The sequence below is a fragment of the uncultured Methanobrevibacter sp. genome (assembly GCF_937898925.1).
Lineage (GTDB): Archaea > Methanobacteriota > Methanobacteria > Methanobacteriales > Methanobacteriaceae > Methanobrevibacter.
Genome location: NZ_CALDKF010000009.1, coordinates 1 through 21,872 on the forward strand (window position 1 = coordinate 1; position 21,872 = coordinate 21,872).

Genomic DNA, 21,872 nt, shown 5'->3' on the forward strand with positions numbered 1-21,872 from the left:
CTTTTAGAAAAAACAGTTTTTATGATTTCAAGGCTTTCTTCAACATTTTCATGTGGTTGCCAACCTGCAATAGGTCCAATTTTAGGATTCTTTGCGAAATGGTATAGGCATTCTGCATCACTTTCCTTCCATGGCCTTAGGACTAGTCGTTCTGTTTTTAAAATCATATTTAAAGGTTTATTTGATAGATTATTTAAATATTTTTTTAGTTTTTCTTTAAAATTTTGATATTTATTTTAAACAAATTTATAATTTTTTTTAATATTTTACATTTTTGTCATTATATCAAAATTTATAATACTAGTTTATATAGTATTTTTCATATAATATAACATACTTATTAATTTAGTACGGGCTTTAAATCTTAATTCTCTTTGGAGTAATAACTATTTAGTAAGTGAGGTGAAACTATGAAGTTAAAGACTTTCTCAATAGCGATATTGTTATTCTTGACTTTAATAATAAGCATTGGCGCTATAGCTGCAGATGATATTGCGGATGTAAATGATGCTCCATCTAATACTTCCACTGCTTCTACTAACACTTCTACCACTACTGATAGTCCTAAAACAACTACCAGTACAACAGTTAAGAAAGTAGATACAAAAGTTTCTGCAGATCAAGTTGCAAATGAATATAAAAAGTCCAGATACTTTAAGGTTAAAGTTAAAGATAAGAATGGGCATGTTGTTAAGAATATTAAAATTAAATTAAAAATATACACAGGCTCCAAATATAAGTCATATACTGTAAATACTAATTCTAAAGGCATTGCTAAATTTAACACCAAATCTTTAAAATTAGGTAATCATAAAGTAGTTATCAGTTCTGCAGATAGCAAGTATAAAATTTCAAAAACTTCTAAAATCTTCATTGGCAAGAAACATTATGCAATAGTCAAGCCTAAAGTCAAAAAGGTATTGAAGAATAAGGATGTTCTTGGTGTAAAAATCTATAATGATGAGGATGAAAAGGAAGCGAAAGTAGTTTATAAAAAAACACCTAAATATACTAAAGTCGTTAAAGCGGTATTCTATTTAAAAAATAAGAAAACTGGAAAACTGATTACTAAAACAGATTCGGCAGAATTTGATGATGGTCGTTGGGAATTACCTGAGGAAGATTTCTCTAAAAAATACACTTTAGTAAAAGTCAAAGTATGGTACTTGAGTAGTAAATAACATTTTACTACATTTTTTTATTTTTTTGCCTTTTTAACATATTTTTTATATTATTACTTTCTTTGTCATTTTTTTTTAAAAGCATGGCCCTTTCGAGGATTTCTTTTCCACTATAATCTGTATTTTTCATATCGCAATAATATTTGAATCCTAATTTTTCTAAAACTCTTTTTGATTGGTGGTTTTCATGTCTGCAACTGGCATGGATCTTCTTGATTTTCAAATCTTCAAAAGCATATCTTATAAGTTCTTTAGCTGCTTCAGCGACCAATCCTTGACCCCAATATTCCTCTCCTATCCAATAGCCTAATTCAACACCATCGTCTCCCCAGTAGTGGTTGGTGTTTGGATAGAATAGAAGTCCTACACAACCTATTGCCTTATCCTCAAGTGTGATGGCATAAGTTTCCTTTTTGGAAAAAACAGTTTTTATAATTTCTAAGCTTTCATCAACACTTTTATGTGGTGGCCAACCTGCATTAGGCCCAATATTAGGATTCTTTGCAAAATGGTATAGGCATTCTGCATCACTTTCATTCCATGGTCTTAAGACTAGCCGTTCTGTTTTTAGAATCATATTAGAAATTTTATATAATAAATTATTTATTTTTATGCTTTGTTAAAAATAGTAAAAATAGTTAAAAATAAGTTAAATAGTAAATAGTTAAAATAATTTAAATAAGTTACAATAGTAAAAATAATTATAAAAATAAGTAATAAAAAAAGAATTAAAAAATAAAAAAAGTAAATGTTTATATTGCACCAAGTTCATCTAATTCTTGGATAACAATATCATGAGAAATTTTAGTCATGATTTCTCTAATCAATACATTTTTTTTACCTTTATTAGTGTAACCGTTTTTTTCCAAGATATTAATTAATTGTTCTTCAGTAAGATCTTCTAAGATAATTCTAATTTCAGTAACATCAATATCTGTCATAATGACCTCTCCCATTTTTAATCAAAATATTTTTTTAAATTTAATTTTGAAAATTTTATTATTAGTTTAAATTTTTAAAATTAAAGATTGTTCTTATTATGTTGAATAAATATTTATTGTTGAAAGTATTTAAATTTTTAGTTTTTATTATATCAAATAGTTTGTATATTTATGAATGATTTTTTATCATTATTTAGAAATTTTCCAAATTTTCAATCAAAAAATCATTCAAATTTTTGAAATTTCCATTTGATAAATATTTTAGATACAAAGTTTAATTATTTTATAGTTTACGATATAAAACTATCATTTAATCAATCGAATATTTAATTAAATTAATCCATGAATCATTCTTAGTGCATCGAGTAAACCGTGGCTATATTCAATACAACCAAAAGCAGTTCTTGTGTCTTTTTTCTCTAGGTAATATTTTGAATCATTCCAGTAATCGATTGCCCTATCATAAACTTCCTTTTCTTTTCCTTCGAACTTGATGTCTTCAACTTGTTTCAAGTTTCTCTCAAGTTTTGCAATATCAATTGCAATTTTCTCTTCACTTTCAAGATCTTTCATTTCATATGCTCCGAACAATTCTAAATTTTATTTTTTAAATTTATTTTTTTAAAATTTATTTTTTGAATAATTGATATTGAAAATTTTTAATTTTTAAAAATTTCCAATCATTAAATTTTTATCTTAATCTTTTTTGTCTATGTTTTTTAGGTCCATTCAATTCTTTCCATACATGGAATATTCTTTGGCCAACTGTAAAGTATGAAAGAACTACAAGTATGTAAATGAAATATGTGAAAATTATGTTTGAATGGAATATTGCTGCAATTACTGCACCTAACATTAAGATTATCATTCTGACTGCACGTTCAGCTATTCCTATATTGCATTCCACTCCTTGTGATTCTGCTCTTGCCCTTACATAACTGACTGTAATTGCTGAGTGAATAGCTAAAACACCTACAAACCAGTGACAATATCCTCCAAATATGATTCCTATGAATATGATTGCATCTGCAAAACGATCCATTGTGGAATCCAGAAATGCTCCAAATGGGCTTGTTCTGTCATGGTATCTTGCAACTGCTCCATCTACAACATCTAAAAATCCGCTGAGAAGGATAAATATTGCTCCCCCTATCAGATTTCCGCTAGCAAAGAAAATAGCTGAAAGGATTGCCAAAAATGGGGAGATTACAGTTACAATATTTGGATTAATATTCAATCGACTAGCTAAAGGTTCTAAAAATTTTGTAAGATATGGTCGTAAACTATTAAGCATAATTTTATTATATTGATTAACTAATATATATTTAATTAGATTATCTTAGTAAAGTTTAAAATTTAAGTTAAGAAATTTTAATGTTATATTCAATATATTTTGGTGAATTTATGAAAATATTTAAGATGAGTGGTGAAAATCCAGATATGGATTTAATCGGTGAAGCCATTGAAATAATGGCAGATGGAGGTATCATTCTCTATCCTACAGATACCGTTTATGGACTTGGAGCAAATATTTTCAATAACGAGGCGGTTAAGAAAATCTATGAAATTAAAAAAAGAGATTCATCAAAGCCATTGTCTGTGTTGATTCAGGATACAAATAGCTTGGAATTGATTGCAGACTTAAATAAAGATTCAAGAGCTATTGTCGATAAATGGCTGCCTGGGCCATTTACATTTATTTTAAACAAGAAAAAGATAGTTTCTCCCTATGTCAGTGCAAGCGCTAAAGTTGGAGTAAGGATTCCAGATTATAAGATTGCCAGATTGCTTGCAAGCTTGTTTCCAATAACAACCACAAGTGCAAATCTTACAAATGAATGCACATTATCAAATCCTCAGGATATTCTAAAGCAGATTGGAACTGATATTGATTTGGTCATCGATGTAGGGGACTTGGGAAAGGCAAAGCCATCTACTGTTATTGACTTAAGCTCCTCCAAGCCAACATTGGTTAGAAATGGATTTGATTCAAATGATATGGATTCATTAAAAGAGGATTTGGAGAAACTGGTTTAGATTAATGCTCTTTTGTTACTTTTACAATATTATTATAATATTTGCATTAAGTTGTAAATCAAAATAAGTAAAAAAATTAACTTTAAATATATCCAAATAAATATTATGTTTACGGAGTAAAATTTTAATTTGGATCATCATTAAAATTATTAGACTATAAAAATTAAAAAAATTATTAAATTATTAAATTATTTTATTATTTGAAGGGAAAGAAATGAAAATATTATCTAACATGACAAGTCAGGAAAAGATTTCAACTAACTCTCCTTTAGATGAATTATTAGATGGAGGAATTGAGAAAAGGACAATTACACAGGTATACGGTCCTCCAGGGGTAGGTAAAACCAATATTTGCCTAAATATAGCTATTGGTGTAGCTAAAAGAGGGAAAAAAGTGGTTTACATTGATACTGAAGGTGGAATATCAGTTGATAGGATTAGACAAATATCCGGAGAGGATTTTGATACAGTTGCAAAGAATATCATTGTTTTTGAACCTACTTCATTCAAGCAACAGGAAGAGGATCTTGGGCTTATTGAATCCTGGATATCATCCAACAGTGCAGATGTCGAACTCATAATATTGGATTCTGCTGTTGCATTATTCCGGGTGGAAGATGATAGCACAAAATCCCATCTTTTAGGAAAACAGATGCAAATGCTTTCTGCACTTGCCATCAATCATGACCTTGCTGTTCTTGTTACAAATCAAATCTATGCTTCATTTGATGAGGAAAGCGAAGAGGATTTCTCTCCTGTTGGCGGAACAATTATTCAATACAGAAGCAAAATCATCATTGAACTCAAGCGTGAAGAGGGAACCAATCAAAGAATAGCTCTTTTAAAAAGGCATAAGTCAAAAAGAGAAGGATTGGCTGTTCACTTCCTGATAACTAACAATGGAATTGAATAATTCAATTCCTACTTTATTTTTTTTTATTTTTCAATATTTTCATATCTTTATATTAGAAATTATTCTTCTTTATTACTTTTTTTATTTTATTTATTAATTATTAATCATTTTCTAAAAATTTAAGCTATTTTTTTTCTTGTTTTTATAAATAATTTTATATGTTACTTTTAATAGATAATATAATGTTGTATGTTTATTTGAAAACATATCCAGTTTAATTTTTTTAAAAACTGATACTATTAAATTTTATTATATTATAAAATTATTTTTAGATTTTTAATTAAGATATAGGATTTGTGATAAGATGATCCAAAAGAAGAAATATGCAAAAGCAGCTAAGATTATTCCAGATGGTTATGAATCTGCAAACCACTTTTTTGAAGCTGTTTTTAAGGATAAAGAAATGATTTGGATGGGTCAAAATACAAATGAATTGCATATTGGTCACAATGAGGATGTACACAAGGCAATGATTGATTGCATTGGAAGTGACGAATACTGCAAGTACCCACCTCCTGAAGGTTTTACAGAACTGCAATCTTTGATTTTAAAAGATTTGGAATTGGAAGATTTGAGTATATATGTTAACGCCGGTGCGACTGAATCATTATACTTAGCCATGAATGCAGTTTTATCTCCTGAGGACAATGTTATCACACCAGATCCAGGATATCTCATTATTGATAACTTTGCAAGCAGATTTGCTGCAGAGGTAAGACAAGTAAAGATTTACAGTGAAGAAAACAACTATAAGTTAACCCCTAAGCTTGTAAGGGAAAATATGGATGAAAACACTAGAGTCATTCTCTTAATCGATCCATTAAACCCACTTGGAAGCTCTTACACTGAAGAGGAAATCAAGGAATTTGCAGAAATAGCTATTGAAAATGACATATTCCTCTTGCATGATGTAACTTATAGGGACTTCGCTTACAATCATACACTTTGTGCTAAATATGCTCCGAACAATACTATAACCTGTTACAGTTTCTCCAAGATATTTGGTATGGCCGGTTTAAGATTAGGGGCTATCATTTCAAGCGAAGAAGTGATTGATGTTGTAAAAAGCATTATCATTAACGATGTAGGTACAAATATGATTGCACAAGCTGGTGCACTTGCTGCCTTGAAATCCAAACCAGAATGGATTGATAGGGTTAGGGATACAACTTTTGAAAATCAAAAGATTATCAAGGAAGCAGTTGATCAATGTGAAGGAGTCTTCTTGCCAGTCTATCCATCAAGTGCAAACATGATGGGAATCGACTTATCCGGTGCAGGAATCGATCCTGAAGACATGTCTTCCTATTTGATTGAGAAAAAGGTATTCACCAGGCAAGGTTCATATACCAGTAACACCTTTGGCCATAACTACTTGAGAGTAAGCTATTCAATTGACCCAGAAAAAGTCAAGGTATTTGCTCGTGAATTTGTACTTGCTGTTGAAGCTTTAAGAACTAAATAAGTTTATTATTTAGTTTATTTTTTCTTTTTTTATTAATTTTTATAATTTTTTTAAATGCTTATTTTCTCTTATTTTTTAATTTAATCAATTTTAAACTATTTTTTTATAATTTTTCATGTAATTTCATGTAAATTAATTTGTATGTTATAAAACTTAAAAAAAAGTTAAAAAAAAGTTAAAAAAATATTAATTAATATCTTTTTTATTAAAGTATTTAATTCCACATATAGTAAATATGATAAAGAGAAATGCATCAATTTTTATAGATTCTCTCATATCTAAACTTTTCATTGAAGTTAATTGTGCTGTTTGCCCATATGGATTTATATCAAATAGGAATTGGATTAATGAATTATTATCCGCCATTAACATTCCATTCATGATCAAAGCTGCAATCAACATTATGAATGCCAATCCCATATTTATGATGATTGCCTTTGATTTTTTACCAACAGCTATTGAAATTAAATAGAATATTCCTACGAAGACAAGCATTATAAAAATTCCAAATATGAAATATAAAACATAATCCCAAATGGAGATATTTATTGAAAATAGGAAATATGAAACAATCAGAGTGAATAAAGCAGTAATAATATAGACTATTAATGATGCAATCAAGTTTGACAGCAAACCTGTAAGATATATTTCTCTACGATTATTATTGGCAATAATCTTGTTTCTAATGAATCCGTCATCGAATTCTTCAGATACAAAAACGCTGATTAATACTGAAATTACAATTCCATACATTACCATTGGCAAAAAGACAACCCTGTTTATTCCAACAGTATATGACATCGCTGTCTTCTGCATGAGAATAAATCCAATAGAGAATATTATCATGAAAAAGCAAGCTAAATATAGCCATTTTTCATGAAAAATCTTGTACAATTCTGCTTTAAGAATTCTATTTGTCATTTTCATCCATCAACCTTATAAAAAATTCTTCTAAACTAGTTTCAACATTAAAGCATTTTGTTACAATGCAACCATAGTCATTGAGTTTGATTATCAAATCAGTAATTGTATAATTGGAGAAGATATTCATTTTTAAATTATCTGCTTCCACATATGGGATTTCTAAATCATTCATAGCCTTTTCAAATGAATCTCTATCATTGACTTCCAATTGAATATATCCTTTATTGGCATTTGAGAATTCTTCACTTGTCATTTCAGATATGATTTTCCCATGATTAATAAAAATAAAATCAGTAGCTATTTTTTCAAGTTCATAAAGAAGATGGCTTGAAATTAAAAAAGTCACTCCTTCTTTATTTAATTTTAAAATTAGATTTCTTAGACTAATGATCCCTTGTGGATCCAATCCATTCATGGGTTCATCTAAAATGATTAATTCAGGATTTCCAACAAGCATCATTGCAATTGCGAGCTTTTGTTTCATTCCCAATGAAAAATGCTTCACTTTTTTATTGTTTGTATCTTCAAGTCCAACATATTCAAGGAAATCATTTGGATTGAATTCATTTTCAAGCCCATATAAAATCAGTTGTTGAGTAATGTTTTGGCTTGCATTCATTTCATAAAATAAGGCAGGCTCTTCAATCAGGCCGCTAAAGACATTAGCATTGACATTAACTTGGCCGGAATCTGCATTTTGCAGTGATGTGATGATTCTTAGAAGTGTTGTTTTCCCTGCCCCATTTGGTCCAACAAGACCGCAAATTGAGCCTTTAGGGATATTGATTGTAACTCCATCTAAAACATAAGTCTTATCAAATTTTTTTGATATATTTTTTATGGAAACAATGCTATTCATAAAAATCACCACTTGCCAAGTTAATGATATTTCATTTTAATAATTTTTATCGCACTATATTTTTTAGTCTTTCAAGTAGTAATACTCGCCTTGCTCTTTCTGTTCTCTGTCAAGGTAAGAGTCATATTTATTTACTCTAGGACGTTTGGTTTCCTTATCTCTTCTAAAGGTAATGTCCAAGTCTCCCAAGAACTGGTTCATGCTTGTTCTAAGGTCTGCTGGTTTGGAAGCAATACCATTGAGTCCAGGCTCTCCACTGAATACCATAGCCCTATCTGAAATGTAATCGATAAATACGATATCGTGGTCTACAATCAAGGATGCTGCATTTCTGCTTTCAATGATCTTTCTGATTACTCTAGCAGCTATCAACCTTTGCTCTACATCCAGGAATGCAGTAGGTTCGTCGAAAAGATAAATGTCTGCATCCTGTGACAAGGTTACAGCAAGTGCAAGTCTTTGAAGCTCCCCACCACTTAGTTTCTTAACCTTTTTATCAAGCAAGTTATCGAGAGCAAGAGGTCTTCCGATTTCACTATTGAAGATGTTTGATCCGTATGTTGGAGCATTTGCATAAAGGAATTCCTGAGCGGTTCCATCAAAGTCAGATTCAATGTATTGTGGCTTGTATGCAATATCCACTTTTTCCAGGATGTCTCCTTCGGTTGCCTTTTCAACTCCTGCCAATATCTTAGCGAAGGTGGTCTTACCGATACCGTTTGAACCGAATGCAGTGACAATCTCATCATGGTAAATCTTACCTGCTTCTGCTTCAAGTGTGAATCCATCGTATTCCTTCTTAAGGTCGCTGTATTCACTCAATACTTCACCGTCATCTTCAGGTGTTGGCGGACGGATGCTGAATTCGATAGGTTGCTTTCTAATCCTTACGTTTTCCTCTTGCAGGAACCCATTGATGTATGCATTGATTCCTACTCTCACACCTTTATTTCCACTTACTACACCATATCCTCCAGGTTCACCGTAAAGGAGATGAACATTGTCACTCATAGCATCCAAGGTAGCTAAGTCGTGCTCAATTACAAGTACGGATTTACTTGCTTCAGCAAGGGAACGGATTACCTTTACAGCATTCAATCTTTGACGTACATCCAACCATGAGGTCGGTTCGTCGAAGTAGTAGAAATCACCTTCACGAAGAACTGTAGCAGCTATTGCCACTCTTTGAAGTTCCCCACCACTTAAGTTTTGCATGTCACGTTCCAATACGTTTCTTAAGTCAAGGTCATCAACTATTTCGTCAAGCTTGTTTCTTTCATCAACATTTGAAAGCAATGTCTTTACATTTCCTTTAACAACTTTGGAAAGCTGGTCCACCATTTGTGGCTTATGGATTGTTTTGATTTCGCCAGCTTGAAGCAATTTAAAGTAGTTTTGCAATGCTGATCCTTTATAGTATTCGATAACCTTGTCCCAGCTTGCTTCCTCTTCATAGTTTCCAAGGTTAGGGATAAGCTCTCCAGACAATATTCTCATGATGGTTGACTTACCGATACCGTTTTGACCAAGCAAACCAAGAACGGTTCCATCCTTAAGGGTTGGCAAACCAAAGAGTTCAAATGCATTTTGGCCGTAACGGTGAATAGGCTCATCGAGAGCTTCTGGTAAATTGATAACGCTGACTGCACCAAAAGGACATCTGTTGGTACAGATACCGCATCCGGAACATAATTCCTCTGAAATGAGTGGCTTTTTGCTCTTCTCATCAATTACAATTGTATCTTCTTCCATACGTACACCAGGACAATAGTGCATACATACATAGTTACATTTTTTAGGTTGGCACTTGTCCTTGTCTAAAATAGAAATTCTACTCATTTTATCTCCGTTTCCTCTAAAATAATAATATAATAAGTTTGATTAATTAATTTATAATAAATATAGTTTGTTTTTAATAGTTTATAATAATTTTGTGTAAATTATTATTTTAAAAAAAGAATAAAAAGAGCAAATAATTAATTTTCATATTTTTTTGGGAGATTTTTTTAAAGTTAAATTTAAATAATTTTGAGTTTAATATAAGAGTAATCATAGAAATGATTTAATTTTATTAAGTTTATTTTCTTAATTTAATTTTTTTAAATAATTCTATTTTTAATTAATTTTATTGGGATTTAAAATGAAACAGGTAATGATTGTAAGAACTGACATCAAGATGGGAAAAGGAAAAATAGCTGCACAATGTTGCCATGCCGCTATAGGCGCATATAAACAGGCTGACAAGGCAAAAATCAGAAAATGGGAAAATGAGGCCTATGCTAAAGTGGTTTTAAAGGCACCTTCATTGCAGGATCTTTATAATTTAAGGGAGCTTGCAAGAGCGAATGGGGTGGCATATTATTTGGTTACTGATGCGGGAAGAACCCAATTGCCTAAATCTACAGTGACTGTTTTAGGATTAGGTCCTGATGAAGATGATGTTTTAGATAAAATCACTGGTGATTTGAAGTTATTGTAATCCTATCTTTTAGTTTTTCTCTTTTTTTATTTTTCATACTTTTTTTAAATTATTATACAAATTATTTTACTTACTTTAATCAATTTCTATAACCCTTTTAACCTTTTTAATCTTATAATCTTGATAAATCGTACCTATTCCAACGAATTCAATGGTGAATATCAAAAGCCCAATGATTAAATCAAATATCCAATTGAAGAATCCAAACATGTCAATCCCATATTGGAGGTAAGCCAAAATTGCTATTGAAAGCATAATTTTAGTATAATCTGCAGTATAATGTTTCCATCCTATTGTATCGATGCAGCGTTTAATGGAAAGTATGTTGAATGCGCCAAGCAATCTCCCACCATCTGCAAGTCTTGCAAGTGAAATTTCCATAAAGAATGCAACTATATATGTTACCATAATGCTTACAACAATAAATTCAATTGTGCTTACAGGATTATGCCAATAATATAATTTCAATGTTTCAATCAAATGGGATGCCGCAAATTTTAAGTGAAATTCAGGCAAATAGAATCTGGTTGAAAGGTCATATAAAAGAAATCCTTCGATAAGTGAATAGAGGGTTATCATAAGGGACGCTTTTATACCAAAAACGGCGCATTGCTTAAGTTTTATTATTGGCAATTTTTCCCCATTTCTTATGGTGTCTTTTGTAATTGCCAACCCATACCCATACATTAAAATAGTTGCTAATAATGCCAGTGTATAGAATATGACTTTATATTTGATTGTATGTGTGTCGGCATAGCTGTTCATAAAATTTATAGACCAGATTAAGAACAAAATAATTAAAAAACCTATGGGATTTGCTCTGCAATAATCAACTGAGTATTTTAATCTTTTTAATGGCATTTTATTTTCCAAATTGATTTACTTTATCAATTATATTTATGTCTTTTTTAATATATATTTTCTATTTGGACTTATATGTTCAGTATATTTGATTATATATTTTATATGTTCGGTATATTTGATTATATATTTTATATGTTCGGTATATTTGATTATATATTTTCTATTTGGGCTTATATGTTTACTATATTGACTTATATAGTTTATTTGACATAAATATTATTAATTTCCAGAATTGTCATTAATTTCTTTTTTATTCTTTTTTAAGGGGATATGTCATGTCAAAATCATTTATTGCAAAAATCGAAGAGAGAATCTTAATGATGTCAAAATCAGATTTCATGGACTCACAAGATAAAATAAATGATTTATTAAAAGAAAGGCTAAATGCTGATGAAAAGTCTCCAAAAAGCATCTTTAAAAGCATAGATTTTAAAGGAACTCCTCTTTTCACTTTTGGAGATAAGAATGCTAAAAGAGTGATTGTTTTTATCCATGGAGGAGCTTTTATAAATGAGATTAACTATCAGCATCACTTATTCTGTTTAGCAATTTCTAAAAAATTGGATGCTTATGTAATTGCTCCCGTTTATCCTTTGGCTCCAAAGCATTCATGTGATGAAACCTTTGGCTTAATGGATGATTTATATGAATCTTTGATTTCCAAAATGGGAAAAGATCAAACAATTTCTTTAATTGGAGATTCTGCAGGTGGCGGTTTTGCCCTATCATTCTGCCAGCATTTAAAGGCAATGGATTTTCCTCAACCAGATAATATAGTTGTATATTCCCCATGGGTTGACATTGCACTTAGCAATCCTCCTTATGATAATGATTCAGATCCAATTCTTGGTGAAATTGGACTTAGGGAAATAGGAAAATCATGGGCTGGAGACTTGGACACTCAGGACTATAGAGTGAGCCCTCTCTTTGGAGACAATTCTGGTTTGCCAAGAACACTTATTTTTGCAGGAGACAATGAAATATTCTATAAGGACATTTTAAAATATAATGGAAAGTTAAAAGAGGATGGTGTGGATGCTCGCTTGATTGTAGGCGATGGAATGTTCCATATTTATCCATTGTTCCCCTCTCCAGAGGCATGGGATGCTTTTAAAGAACTTGAAAAAGAGTTTGAATAATTCCTTTAAAATTAGTATTTTCTAAAATAGTCTTTTTTTAAAATAAAATAAAATAAAATAAAATAAAATAAAATAAAATAAAATAAAATTGTGAGATAATAAATATTATCTCTATTATCTCATGTATAAAATAAATTTACCGTATTGTGGGATTCTGTAAATAATGGCAGCTGCTGCGTAGCTGAATATTATCAATAAAACCCAAAGGATTATAGCTTTTACCGGTTCTGTAAATGGTAAGAAAATAACCAGTGGAAGCAGTGGAATTCTAAACAGGTTGTGTATTAAGAACACTGCAAAGGAGTATTTGGATAGGAATTGAACTCCTTTAAATCCTCTGACCTTTTTCCTTCTGGAACATAATTCAAACAATGCAAGTGATCCAGTTAGGATAAATGGGAATTCATACCATAAGAAGAAAGGATATCCTCTGATATATGCATAGTATTGGAACAGGACACAGATTAAAAATGAAGCTATTGCAAGCAATCTGAATTTATTGCTGGAATACTTTTTGAATTGTCCTTTTTTAACTAGCCATCCTAAGATAATGTAAATACCGTAGATTCCACCACTAAAACCAAGACAGAATTGTATACTTATGTTTTTTATTCCTTCCATGTCAAACAACAATGAGATGAATGGCAATAGGAATGCTAAAAGTGAGAACACAATTGTGGCTTGCTCAATTGTTTTTGGTTTATAATGGCTTAAAGCGCTTGCTACAAATGGCAGTGAAAGATACATTCCAATAATCATTGGCATATACCACATATGGCTAAAGAATAGGTTTCCAGCTTCTATTGTATTGACATTTGTACTGAAAAGGGATACATACAATATGCTTACAGCATAAATTGCAGACCAAATGACTGTTACTATAATCAATCCTTTACAATTCTTTGTCCAGAATTTACGAACTTTTTCATCATCATAAGTTCTGTCAAGCAATAAGTATCCTGTAATCATCAGGAAGAATGGAACTCCTATACGTCCAATGAAAAGGGATGCAAATTGAAATATCCTTGAAAACAATGTATAGTTCATAATTGCATCAGATGATATGATATAGATTCCATCTGTTGCATGGATGTACAAAACAGTTAAAATAGCTATTGCCCTTACAAGATCAATCCATTCTATTCTATTTTGACTCATTAATCTTTCCCCAAGATTTATATAATTATTTTTATATGGTGGAGTATATATATAATTTATTTTTTAATATTTGAAATTTTCAATCTGAAAAAACATAATTAAAATAATGTGATTAAAAAACATAATTATATATAATGTAAAAAATAAATAATTAATAAATGCTATTTTTATAAGTATTTTATTTTTAAAAATATTCAATTCTTGAAAATTTCATCTTTTGAAATGTTATTTTTAGAAATATTCCATATTTTATAAGAATTAAATTTTTTAAATTATTAATCATTCAGTTGTGATAGTATTATTGAATGGGTTATTAAGATTGGTGGAAGTTTATTCCCAAGGAAAGCTATTGAACTTGCTAATGCATTGGAAGGCGAAAACTGCCTGTTTGTTATTGGCGGTGGAGAGTTTGCCAATCTGATTAGAAAATACGATAATGAGATTGAATTCTCAGAGGATGTAACCCATGAAACAGCTATTGATGCGATGGACATCTTAGCTAAATTGCTGAATGATAAATTAGCATTTACAGAAATCAGCTATACCATAGAAGAAGCGATAAGTATTTCTGACTTGAATAAGATACCAATTATGATTTGTTCCGATATCCTAAAGGAAAACGAGCCATTTGCACATTCATGGGATGTGACAAGTGATTCAATTGCAGCATACATTGCAAGCCTTTTGGATGCAAAGCTTTTAATAGCAACAAATGTAAATGGTATATATACAAAAGATCCATCCTTAAGTGGGGCGGAACTGATCAATGAAATTGATGTAAATAAACTACTGACTTTTGACGAATCATCAATTGACTTGATGTTGCCTACTTTATTGATTGAGTATGGATTGGATTGTTATGTTGTAAATGGAGAGTATCCTGAAAGAGTCCTGTCTATTATGAATAATGAGAATAATGAGGATTCTTTTGAATATACATTTATACATAATGAATAAGCATCTTTTTTATTAATTCATAGGTGAACTTAAGATGAATTTAAGTTCAATGGCCCGAAGCGCTTTGCTTAGATTAGCCTTGCTTAGATTCTGATTAATCATTAAGTTTATAAATTAATAAATTAAAATATTTATAATATATTCGGTGATATATATGGAAAAAGTAAACTGTCAATCTTGTAAACAAGAAATACCATTAATTGAACCTTATGTTCAATTCAACTGTCCTGTATGTGGTAAACCTATCGCAAGATGTGAAAGTTGCCGTACTTTCGGTCACTCTTACAAATGCGAATGTGGATTTGAAGGACCATAAGTTTAATTTGGTATAAATTAAGTATTGTATTTAAATTAATTTAATTTAGATTAAGTTTAGATTAATTAATTATCTAGAATTATTGGAGGAATGATTATGGGAGAAGTTGTTAACACTTTAAAAGTAATGCCTGAAAGCCCAGAAGTAGATTTAGAAGCATTAAAAGCAGCAATCACTGATGCAATGCCTGCAGATGCAGAATTACACGAAATAACTGAAGAACCTATTGCATTCGGTTTAGTAGCTTTAAATGTTGTATTCATCGTAGAAGACGGTGAAGGTGGAACTGGACCTACTGAAGAAGCTGTCATCGCTTTAGCTGATGTAGCTAGTGCAGAAATTACTGATTCTAGAAGATTAATGTAAGCAGCTTTTTAGCATTCTGCTAAAAACCTGACCAAAATCTTACCACTTTTTGTGGTAAATTTTCTTTTTTATTTTAAATTTTTTTAAACCTATTTTTATTTAATTACTTTTTTTCAAAATTTCATTATTTGTTACTTTGTTTAATCTAATTTTTTATTTCATATCTTTGTAATATTTTAATTATTATAATTGAAATTTATATACAATTTTTTAAAATTTTTAAAAAATATTCAATTATACATATTTTTATTAATTGTTTAACCAGGTTTATTATAATTTTTTTGAATAGTATTCAAAATTTTTTATAAAGATTTAAATAATTAGTTAACTAAACTAATTATTGGAGATGATTATTTCCAGCTTATTCCAGAATTGATCAAATCTTATATAATTTTTTAGGAGATATAAAAATGAGAGGATTGGCAAGAATCGAACAAGACGTACTCGGCTGGGTAGACATTGAACTTGATGAATGTGGGCCTTACGACGCAATTTGTAAACCTTTAGCTATGGCACCATGTACTTCAGATGTACACATCGTATGGGGCCATGCATACATGAGCGATGCACCTAACCGTGTAGTAGGACACGAAGCTACTGCTGAAGTAGTAAAAGTAGGGGACAAAGTCAAAGACTTCAAACCTGGAGACCGTGTAATTGTACCTGCTATCACTCCTGACTGGTTAACTGTACCAGCAGAACAAGGATTCTCCCAACACTGTTACGGTATGGGAACAGGTATGAGTTTTGTAACCTTTAAGCACGGTGTATTTGCAGAACAATTCCATGTAAACCAAGCTGACGCAAACTTAGCACACTTGCCTGAACATGTAAGCTTAGAACAAGCTGTAATGATTTCAGACATGATGACTACTGGTTTCTATGCTGCAGAACTTGCTGAAATTAAACCTGGTGACACTGTAGCTTGTTTCGGTATCGGTCCTGTAGGACTTATGTCACTCGCTGGTGCACAAATCATGGGTGCTTCCCACCTTATTGCTGTAGGAAGTCGTCCAGCAGCTATTAAAGTAGCTAAAGAATACGGTGCACATGATATTGTAGATTACCACAACGGTAACACTGTAGATCAAATCATGGACTTAACCGATGGAAAAGGAGTAGACAAAGTAGTAATCGGTGGTGGAGGAAAAGACACCCTCTCCGAAGCTTTATCCGTACTTAAAGTCGGTGGTATTATCGGTAACGTATTACACTATGACGGTATTGAAACCATTCCTATCGACGGTCTTTCATGGGGTCAAGGACTTGCTGACAAGACTATCCGTGGTGGAGTATGTCCTGGTGGACGTGCAAGAATGGAAAAATTAGCAAATCTTGTTGAATATGGCCGTTTCGACTCATCCAAATTAATCACCCACAAATTCGACAAATTTGATGACATCGAAGAAGCTATGATTTTAATGAGAGACAAACCACGTGACTTAATTAAACCAGCTGTTATTTTAGATGACTAACCCAGCTTTTCCAGCCCTTCGGGCTGCAAAACCTGGACCAAAACTTTTATCACTAGTTGGGAGTGAATTCTCTTAACTAGTTCTTTTACTTTTTTTATATTATTTTATTTCATATTATTTTATTTCATATTATTTTATTTCATTGCACTAATTTTAAAACAATTTTTTCAATGCTTTTTTACTAATTCATTATAATTTTCATTATAATTTTATTTTTTCAATTTAAAATCAATTTTTCATTCTCATTTTTGTTTAACAATCTTATTTTTATATTTAAGTCATTTTTAACTGCTTATTTTAAATATAAGTTCATATAAATTAGTTATTGTATTGAAACTGCTTAAAAAAGCAAAATAAGTATGGTGTAAAGGATATGTTCGATTTGGTTTTGGCATGCTTTATTGGCATTGGAATAGGAACCTGTACAGGGATGGTTCCAGGAATACATGTCAATACTGCAGGTGCCATAATGTTTGCATCCTCCGCATTTCTATTGAATTACATATCTGCAGAATTCTTATGTGTAATATTTGTTTCAATGTCAATAGCCCATGCCCTAATCGAATTTGTTCCATCAATGCTTCTTGGAGTTCCCGAGGAAGGGACTGCTACATCCATTCTTCCAGGTCATAGGATGGTTTTAGAAGGAAGATCTAAGGAAGCTATTCGCATAGTTTCTGTTGGTGGGTTTGGAGCCATTCTTGTAGTGATTATCATGATGCCAATATTTGCAGTGGCACTCCCCTTTCTGCAGGGAATATCCAAGCCATATACCTGGATTATCTTGACTGTAGTATCGGTATATATGATTCACAAATTAAGTTCAGGAAATATTGCTTTTCTATGGTCCCTCCTCCTTTTTGTTTTATCAGGCATATTAGGTTGGATAATGCTTCAAACCCCAATATCTTCAGGAATCTCTTTAATGTGCACCTTTAGTGGTTTGTTTGGAATCAGTACAATTTTATTTAGTTTAAACGATAGCTCTTCAATTCCACATCAAAACAGATTCTATGATTTGGAAATTGACATGGATGCAATCAAAAGCATATTTGCAGGAGGAACTGCTGGAGCTATTTTAGGATTTTTGCCAGGATTCGGCCCTGCTCAAGGAAGCATTATAGCACAAGGAGCATGTGGAACAAGTGATGACAGTGATGATACAAAGAATTTTTTGCTGGCTAATAGTGGATTAAACACTTCAGACACTCTCTTCTCACTCATAGCTATTTATTTGATTGGTAATCCACGGAGCGGAATTGCCGTATATATGTCCTATTTGATTTCGCAGTTCACTTTATCGCATCTGATGATTTTCACTTTTGCTTCTTTAATTGCAGTTTCAATATCTTTGATGATCTGTTTGAAATTAGGAGATAGCTTTTCAAATCTCATGCAGGGAATAGATTATAGAAAGCTTTCAATAGCCGTGATTTTATTGATGATAGCAATTCTGTACGCTTTTGCAATAATCTACAAAGGACCAATTTTATATCTGACACTTGCATTGATTACAACCACTGCAATGGGTTTGCTTCCACATTATTTGGGAGTAAGCAAATCACATTTGATGGGAGTTCTAATCTTGCCTGCTATAATAATTTACATGCAGATGTACATTTAGTGAATTAAATGGATAATTCGCTCTTTAACATGATTTGGTGATTTGATGGAAATGAATTCAATACATAATGATAAGGAAGATGAAAATGATAATCTGATTCCAAGATACAATGTCTTGAAATTCAACTTTTCAGATGAGGAAAAGTTCATATTAGAAGAGTTAAGGGAAAATCTCATAGATTTAGCTATTTCAGAGAAGATGTCTTCATTTAATGAGGAATTGATATTAAAGGACATAATCCGTTTTTTGGAAAATAGGTTGCAGAATAGATTTGATTATGATTACAAGGAAAATTTGGCAAGGAATATGCTTAAGGAACTTATTGGATATGGGGAATTAAGTGCATTGATTGAAGATGATAATCTGGAGGAGATAATGGTTATAGGTATCAATAAGCCAGTTTTTGTCTATCATAGAAAATATGGGATGATGGAAACTGACCTCTTCTTTGAAGATGAGGGAAAGATTACAAATATCATTGATTCAATAGCCCGTGAAACAAACAGGAGAATAGACCAGCAGTCACCCATTCTGGATGCAAGACTTTCAAATGGTTCAAGAGTTAATGCAACAATCCCTCCATTATCTGCAAATGGGCCTACAATAACAATTCGTAAATTCAAAAAGGAGCCCTTAACAATTGTTGACTTGATTAGATACAACACATTGAATACTGAAATGGCTTCATTCTTATGGCTATGTGTTGATGGATTGGGAGTGAAGCCTGCAAATATCATAGTATCCGGTGGAACAAGTTCAGGAAAGACAACACTTCTTAATGCACTTTCTATATTCATCAATCCAATGGAGAGAATAATCACAATTGAAGACACTTTGGAGCTTCAGATTCCACACAATCACATAATCAGAATGGAAGCACGAACTGTAAACATTGAAAATCAAGGGGAAATTACAATTGAGGATTTGGTTAAGAATGCCTTAAGGCAAAGGCCAGACAGAATTATAGTTGGAGAAGTTAGGGGAAATGAGGCAATCACACTATTCACTGCATTGAATACTGGACATTCAGGCTTTGGAACCTTGCATGCAAACAATTCCCGTGAAACCATTACAAGACTTACAAATGCTCCAATGAATGTTCCCAAAATAATGGTTTCGTCAATTGATTTCATTATCATGGAAAAGAGAATATACAGATCAGATGGAATTTCATATAGGAGAATTACAGAGATTGCAGAAGTTACAGGTATGGAAGAGGGAACAATTCAGTTGAGCAAATTGTTCCAGTGGGATAGTGAAAGGGATGAATTCAAAAACTTGACAATAGTCAGCAAAACATTGGAGGAAATGGCTAATCTCAAGGGAGTTCATATCTCTAAATTGAATGAGGAATGGAAAAAGAGACAAGTGGTTTTGAACTATTTGGTAAAAAATAACATATCTTCCCAAAAAGATATATCTAAAATTCTTGAAACTTATTATCTCAATTCAGACTATGTATTAAATAAGATTGGTGTTGGATTAGATTAATAGTTCTTATAAAATTTTCATTTTATTTAGACGTATTTTTAATATTTTGATAGTTAATTATCTTTTCATTTTTTACTTTATTCTTTTACTTAATTTTTAGATGATGGTGATTGTTATTTTAGATGAATTTTTTATTCACTTAAGTGATCTTTTAATCAGTTTTTTCATAAAAGGCATTGATTTCATTGTTTTCATTTTGGATAAATTTCATAATAAAAACAATTGGGATAATGATAATAATAATGATAATGGATTAAATGAAGAAAATAATTCTAAAGATGAGTTCAATTTAACTAATGGGGGGATTTTTAAGTTAAATGATCTCTTAAAAAATGATAGTATATTTGTAGAGCTGGAAAATAGATATTTGCAGGAATCATCTTCAAATGGATTGAATTCATCTAAGGATTCTCAAAATATTTTCACCAGTTTGAAAGGCACAAGTTATGAAAATGATGAATCATTGGAAATGGACAATAATGAAACTAATGGTAATTTTCTAGATGCCCTTAAAGAAAAATTGATTAATTTTTTGCTAAACAACAATTTCTCTCAAATTGATGAATCTAATTTTTATAATTACATTTTAAGAATTATTGCAATATTATTTTTTATTCTAACACTCATCATTGCTTTAATTAGCTATTTTGTTTCATTGGAATTGGGTATCGCAATTTTCATTTCAGTTCTGTTAATCTCAATAGCAATATTCTATTATCCGAAGATTAAAAAGCAAAACGAATATGCTTCATTTTCAAAGGAACTTCCATATGCATTAAGGCAATTGGCAACTGAACTTAGGTCTGGTAGAAGCTTGTTTGATTCATTGGATTCTGTTGCAAGCTCAGATTATGGCATTTTGTCATTAGAGTTTTCAAGAGTCCTTGAAGAGATCAAATATGGGGAAAGTACAGAAAATGCATTTTTGAATCTTGAAAAAAGAGTTGATTCAAAGGCATTATCAAGAGTGATATATGAAATTCTAACAAGCTTGAGGATTGGAGCAAACTTATCCAATTCCTTAAGCATAATTGCAGATGATGTGAATTTTGACATTAGAATGAAATTGAAGGAGTATAGTGAAAAGTTGAATGCATTTGTTATGATTTATACTTTTTTAGCTATTTTAGCACCGGTCATTCTTTTGACAATGCTTCTTGCAGCGTCTGTAGTGATTGGCGATTTGGTTCCTGGTGATTTGATATTGGTTCTTTATTCTGTATTTTTCCCTACGATAATTGTCTTTTTAGGGGTTGCAATAAAAAAATTAGAGCCAAAAATATGATTTTTTTCTGATTAATTTTGTGGAAATTAATGATAATGTGCTGATTTAATGATGTTTGGCAGGTGGATTAAATTTTTAAAATAAAGTGATAAGGAGGAAGAAAATTGGTTTTGGCTTATTTGTTTGATTTATAAATTAAAAATTCTGATGAGTATAAATAAGAACAATGTTTTGTTTTAGGTGACACATTGTTCTCATAGTTTAAAGAGATATTTTTTTATTTTTAATTTGAGCGATATAGTTTAAAAAATAGTTCTCTTTAAACACATATCTTATTATATTATTTTTCATATAAAAACTTTATTACTTTTTTCTAAAAAAGTATTACTTATTTAATAATTTTTTATAAATTTGTATTACGATTGATTTTTTCACACTTTTTTATACTTTTTGTTTTA

At 31.0% G+C, this 21,872-nt stretch carries 22 protein-coding genes and 1 pseudogene; 13 read left to right on the forward strand and 10 right to left on the reverse strand.

What is annotated here, in order from left to right; genetic code table 11:
- Positions 1-167: pseudogene (locus tag Q0409_RS10365) on the reverse strand (N-acetyltransferase); the annotation flags it as partial.
- A gap of 243 nt (positions 168-410) precedes the next feature.
- Here Q0409_RS10365 and Q0409_RS00720 point away from each other — a divergent pair.
- Entirely contained in the window at positions 411-1,181 is a 771-nt protein-coding gene (locus Q0409_RS00720) for an Ig-like domain-containing protein (protein ID WP_298534016.1), read from the forward strand.
- A 7-nt stretch (positions 1,182-1,188) separates the two neighbouring features.
- Here Q0409_RS00720 and Q0409_RS00725 read toward each other — a convergent pair whose 3' ends face one another.
- The 4 genes from Q0409_RS00725 to pgsA all read right to left on the reverse strand — a co-directional run bounded on the left by Q0409_RS00725 (position 1,189) and on the right by pgsA (position 3,416).
- The gene (locus Q0409_RS00725; RefSeq protein WP_298534019.1) at positions 1,189-1,758 is read right to left on the reverse strand and encodes a GNAT family N-acetyltransferase; all 570 of its coding nucleotides are present in this window, start codon (positions 1,756-1,758) and stop codon (positions 1,189-1,191) included.
- 175 nt (positions 1,759-1,933) lie between these two features.
- Positions 1,934-2,137 (reverse strand): hypothetical protein, encoded by a 204-nt coding sequence (locus tag Q0409_RS00730; RefSeq protein WP_298534021.1) that lies wholly within the window; start codon positions 2,135-2,137, stop codon positions 1,934-1,936.
- A gap of 315 nt (positions 2,138-2,452) precedes the next feature.
- Positions 2,453-2,695, reverse strand: a complete 243-nt coding sequence (locus tag Q0409_RS00735) for a DUF357 domain-containing protein (RefSeq protein ID WP_298534066.1) — start codon at positions 2,693-2,695, stop codon at positions 2,453-2,455.
- A 118-nt stretch (positions 2,696-2,813) separates the two neighbouring features.
- Positions 2,814-3,416 (reverse strand): archaetidylinositol phosphate synthase, encoded by a 603-nt coding sequence (gene pgsA, locus Q0409_RS00740; RefSeq protein ID WP_298534024.1) that lies wholly within the window; start codon positions 3,414-3,416, stop codon positions 2,814-2,816.
- Between the two features lie 110 nt (positions 3,417-3,526).
- Between pgsA and Q0409_RS00745 the strand changes: the two genes are divergently transcribed.
- From Q0409_RS00745 to Q0409_RS00755, 3 genes are all read left to right on the forward strand, one after another.
- The gene (locus Q0409_RS00745; RefSeq protein WP_298534027.1) at positions 3,527-4,159 is read left to right on the forward strand and encodes an L-threonylcarbamoyladenylate synthase; all 633 of its coding nucleotides are present in this window, start codon (positions 3,527-3,529) and stop codon (positions 4,157-4,159) included.
- Between the two features lie 214 nt (positions 4,160-4,373).
- Complete coding sequence (radB, locus tag Q0409_RS00750) at positions 4,374-5,072, forward strand: DNA repair and recombination protein RadB (RefSeq protein ID WP_298534030.1); 699 nt, start codon at positions 4,374-4,376, stop codon at positions 5,070-5,072.
- 304 nt (positions 5,073-5,376) lie between these two features.
- Entirely contained in the window at positions 5,377-6,537 is a 1,161-nt protein-coding gene (locus Q0409_RS00755; protein ID WP_298534033.1) for a pyridoxal phosphate-dependent aminotransferase, read from the forward strand.
- Positions 6,538-6,723: 186 nt separating this feature from the next.
- On the opposite strand, the gene Q0409_RS00760 is transcribed toward Q0409_RS00755, so the two are convergent.
- The 3 genes from Q0409_RS00760 to Q0409_RS00770 form a co-directional block, all read right to left on the reverse strand.
- Positions 6,724-7,458, reverse strand: coding sequence for an ABC transporter permease (locus Q0409_RS00760; RefSeq protein WP_298534035.1), 735 nt, complete (start codon positions 7,456-7,458; stop codon positions 6,724-6,726).
- The gene (locus tag Q0409_RS00765) at positions 7,448-8,320 is read right to left on the reverse strand and encodes an ABC transporter ATP-binding protein (protein ID WP_298534037.1); all 873 of its coding nucleotides are present in this window, start codon (positions 8,318-8,320) and stop codon (positions 7,448-7,450) included. The genes Q0409_RS00760 and Q0409_RS00765 overlap by 11 nt, the downstream gene beginning before the upstream one ends.
- A gap of 63 nt (positions 8,321-8,383) precedes the next feature.
- Positions 8,384-10,159 (reverse strand): ribosome biogenesis/translation initiation ATPase RLI, encoded by a 1,776-nt coding sequence (locus Q0409_RS00770; protein WP_298534040.1) that lies wholly within the window; start codon positions 10,157-10,159, stop codon positions 8,384-8,386.
- A gap of 301 nt (positions 10,160-10,460) precedes the next feature.
- On the opposite strand from Q0409_RS00770, the gene pth2 reads away from it, so the two are divergent.
- Entirely contained in the window at positions 10,461-10,799 is a 339-nt protein-coding gene (gene pth2 / locus Q0409_RS00775) for an aminoacyl-tRNA hydrolase (RefSeq protein ID WP_292788271.1), read from the forward strand.
- A 75-nt stretch (positions 10,800-10,874) separates the two neighbouring features.
- On the opposite strand, the gene Q0409_RS00780 is transcribed toward pth2, so the two are convergent.
- Positions 10,875-11,564: a DUF4013 domain-containing protein gene (locus Q0409_RS00780; RefSeq protein ID WP_298534042.1), complete on the reverse strand. Its 690-nt coding sequence runs from the start codon at positions 11,562-11,564 to the stop codon at positions 10,875-10,877.
- Positions 11,565-11,938: 374 nt separating this feature from the next.
- Between Q0409_RS00780 and Q0409_RS00785 the strand changes: the two genes are divergently transcribed.
- Positions 11,939-12,802, forward strand: a complete 864-nt coding sequence (locus Q0409_RS00785; RefSeq protein ID WP_298534045.1) for an alpha/beta hydrolase fold domain-containing protein — start codon at positions 11,939-11,941, stop codon at positions 12,800-12,802.
- A 114-nt stretch (positions 12,803-12,916) separates the two neighbouring features.
- Here Q0409_RS00785 and Q0409_RS00790 read toward each other — a convergent pair whose 3' ends face one another.
- Entirely contained in the window at positions 12,917-13,960 is a 1,044-nt protein-coding gene (locus tag Q0409_RS00790) for an acyltransferase (protein WP_298534047.1), read from the reverse strand.
- 300 nt (positions 13,961-14,260) lie between these two features.
- On the opposite strand from Q0409_RS00790, the gene Q0409_RS00795 reads away from it, so the two are divergent.
- The 7 genes from Q0409_RS00795 to Q0409_RS00825 all read left to right on the forward strand — a co-directional run bounded on the left by Q0409_RS00795 (position 14,261) and on the right by Q0409_RS00825 (position 21,474).
- Complete coding sequence (locus Q0409_RS00795) at positions 14,261-14,917, forward strand: delta 1-pyrroline-5-carboxylate synthetase (protein ID WP_366940034.1); 657 nt, start codon at positions 14,261-14,263, stop codon at positions 14,915-14,917.
- Positions 14,918-15,071: 154 nt separating this feature from the next.
- The gene (locus tag Q0409_RS00800) at positions 15,072-15,233 is read left to right on the forward strand and encodes a zinc finger domain-containing protein (protein ID WP_296869856.1); all 162 of its coding nucleotides are present in this window, start codon (positions 15,072-15,074) and stop codon (positions 15,231-15,233) included.
- Positions 15,234-15,329: 96 nt separating this feature from the next.
- Positions 15,330-15,599 (forward strand): elongation factor 1-beta, encoded by a 270-nt coding sequence (locus Q0409_RS00805; protein WP_298534050.1) that lies wholly within the window; start codon positions 15,330-15,332, stop codon positions 15,597-15,599.
- Positions 15,600-16,009: 410 nt separating this feature from the next.
- Positions 16,010-17,074, forward strand: coding sequence for an NAD(P)-dependent alcohol dehydrogenase (locus Q0409_RS00810; RefSeq protein ID WP_295608164.1), 1,065 nt, complete (start codon positions 16,010-16,012; stop codon positions 17,072-17,074).
- A gap of 373 nt (positions 17,075-17,447) precedes the next feature.
- Positions 17,448-18,698 (forward strand): tripartite tricarboxylate transporter permease, encoded by a 1,251-nt coding sequence (locus Q0409_RS00815; protein ID WP_298534052.1) that lies wholly within the window; start codon positions 17,448-17,450, stop codon positions 18,696-18,698.
- A 45-nt stretch (positions 18,699-18,743) separates the two neighbouring features.
- Complete coding sequence (locus Q0409_RS00820; protein ID WP_298534055.1) at positions 18,744-20,189, forward strand: CpaF family protein; 1,446 nt, start codon at positions 18,744-18,746, stop codon at positions 20,187-20,189.
- A 100-nt stretch (positions 20,190-20,289) separates the two neighbouring features.
- Positions 20,290-21,474 (forward strand): type II secretion system F family protein, encoded by a 1,185-nt coding sequence (locus Q0409_RS00825; RefSeq protein ID WP_298534057.1) that lies wholly within the window; start codon positions 20,290-20,292, stop codon positions 21,472-21,474.
- Positions 21,475-21,872: the final 398 nt, after the last annotated feature.

Bases quoted from the DNA above. Each gene is read 5' to 3' on its own strand.
- Q0409_RS00720 (WP_298534016.1), top strand. From the start codon at position 411: ATGAAGTTAAAGACTTTCTCAATAGCGATATTGTTATTCTTGACTTTA.
- Q0409_RS00725 (WP_298534019.1), bottom strand. From the start codon at position 1,758: ATGATTCTAAAAACAGAACGGCTAGTCTTAAGACCATGGAATGAAAGT.
- Q0409_RS00730 (WP_298534021.1), bottom strand. From the start codon at position 2,137: ATGGGAGAGGTCATTATGACAGATATTGATGTTACTGAAATTAGAATT.
- Q0409_RS00735 (WP_298534066.1), bottom strand. From the start codon at position 2,695: ATGAAAGATCTTGAAAGTGAAGAGAAAATTGCAATTGATATTGCAAAA.
- pgsA (WP_298534024.1), bottom strand. From the start codon at position 3,416: ATGCTTAATAGTTTACGACCATATCTTACAAAATTTTTAGAACCTTTA.
- Q0409_RS00745 (WP_298534027.1), top strand. From the start codon at position 3,527: ATGAAAATATTTAAGATGAGTGGTGAAAATCCAGATATGGATTTAATC.
- radB (WP_298534030.1), top strand. From the start codon at position 4,374: ATGAAAATATTATCTAACATGACAAGTCAGGAAAAGATTTCAACTAAC.
- Q0409_RS00755 (WP_298534033.1), top strand. From the start codon at position 5,377: ATGATCCAAAAGAAGAAATATGCAAAAGCAGCTAAGATTATTCCAGAT.
- Q0409_RS00760 (WP_298534035.1), bottom strand. From the start codon at position 7,458: ATGACAAATAGAATTCTTAAAGCAGAATTGTACAAGATTTTTCATGAA.
- Q0409_RS00765 (WP_298534037.1), bottom strand. From the start codon at position 8,320: ATGAATAGCATTGTTTCCATAAAAAATATATCAAAAAAATTTGATAAG.
- Q0409_RS00770 (WP_298534040.1), bottom strand. From the start codon at position 10,159: ATGAGTAGAATTTCTATTTTAGACAAGGACAAGTGCCAACCTAAAAAA.
- pth2 (WP_292788271.1), top strand. From the start codon at position 10,461: ATGAAACAGGTAATGATTGTAAGAACTGACATCAAGATGGGAAAAGGA.
- Q0409_RS00780 (WP_298534042.1), bottom strand. From the start codon at position 11,564: ATGAACAGCTATGCCGACACACATACAATCAAATATAAAGTCATATTC.
- Q0409_RS00785 (WP_298534045.1), top strand. From the start codon at position 11,939: ATGTCAAAATCATTTATTGCAAAAATCGAAGAGAGAATCTTAATGATG.
- Q0409_RS00790 (WP_298534047.1), bottom strand. From the start codon at position 13,960: ATGAGTCAAAATAGAATAGAATGGATTGATCTTGTAAGGGCAATAGCT.
- Q0409_RS00800 (WP_296869856.1), top strand. From the start codon at position 15,072: ATGGAAAAAGTAAACTGTCAATCTTGTAAACAAGAAATACCATTAATT.
- Q0409_RS00805 (WP_298534050.1), top strand. From the start codon at position 15,330: ATGGGAGAAGTTGTTAACACTTTAAAAGTAATGCCTGAAAGCCCAGAA.
- Q0409_RS00810 (WP_295608164.1), top strand. From the start codon at position 16,010: ATGAGAGGATTGGCAAGAATCGAACAAGACGTACTCGGCTGGGTAGAC.
- Q0409_RS00815 (WP_298534052.1), top strand. From the start codon at position 17,448: ATGTTCGATTTGGTTTTGGCATGCTTTATTGGCATTGGAATAGGAACC.
- Q0409_RS00820 (WP_298534055.1), top strand. From the start codon at position 18,744: ATGGAAATGAATTCAATACATAATGATAAGGAAGATGAAAATGATAAT.
- Q0409_RS00825 (WP_298534057.1), top strand. From the start codon at position 20,290: ATGATGGTGATTGTTATTTTAGATGAATTTTTTATTCACTTAAGTGAT.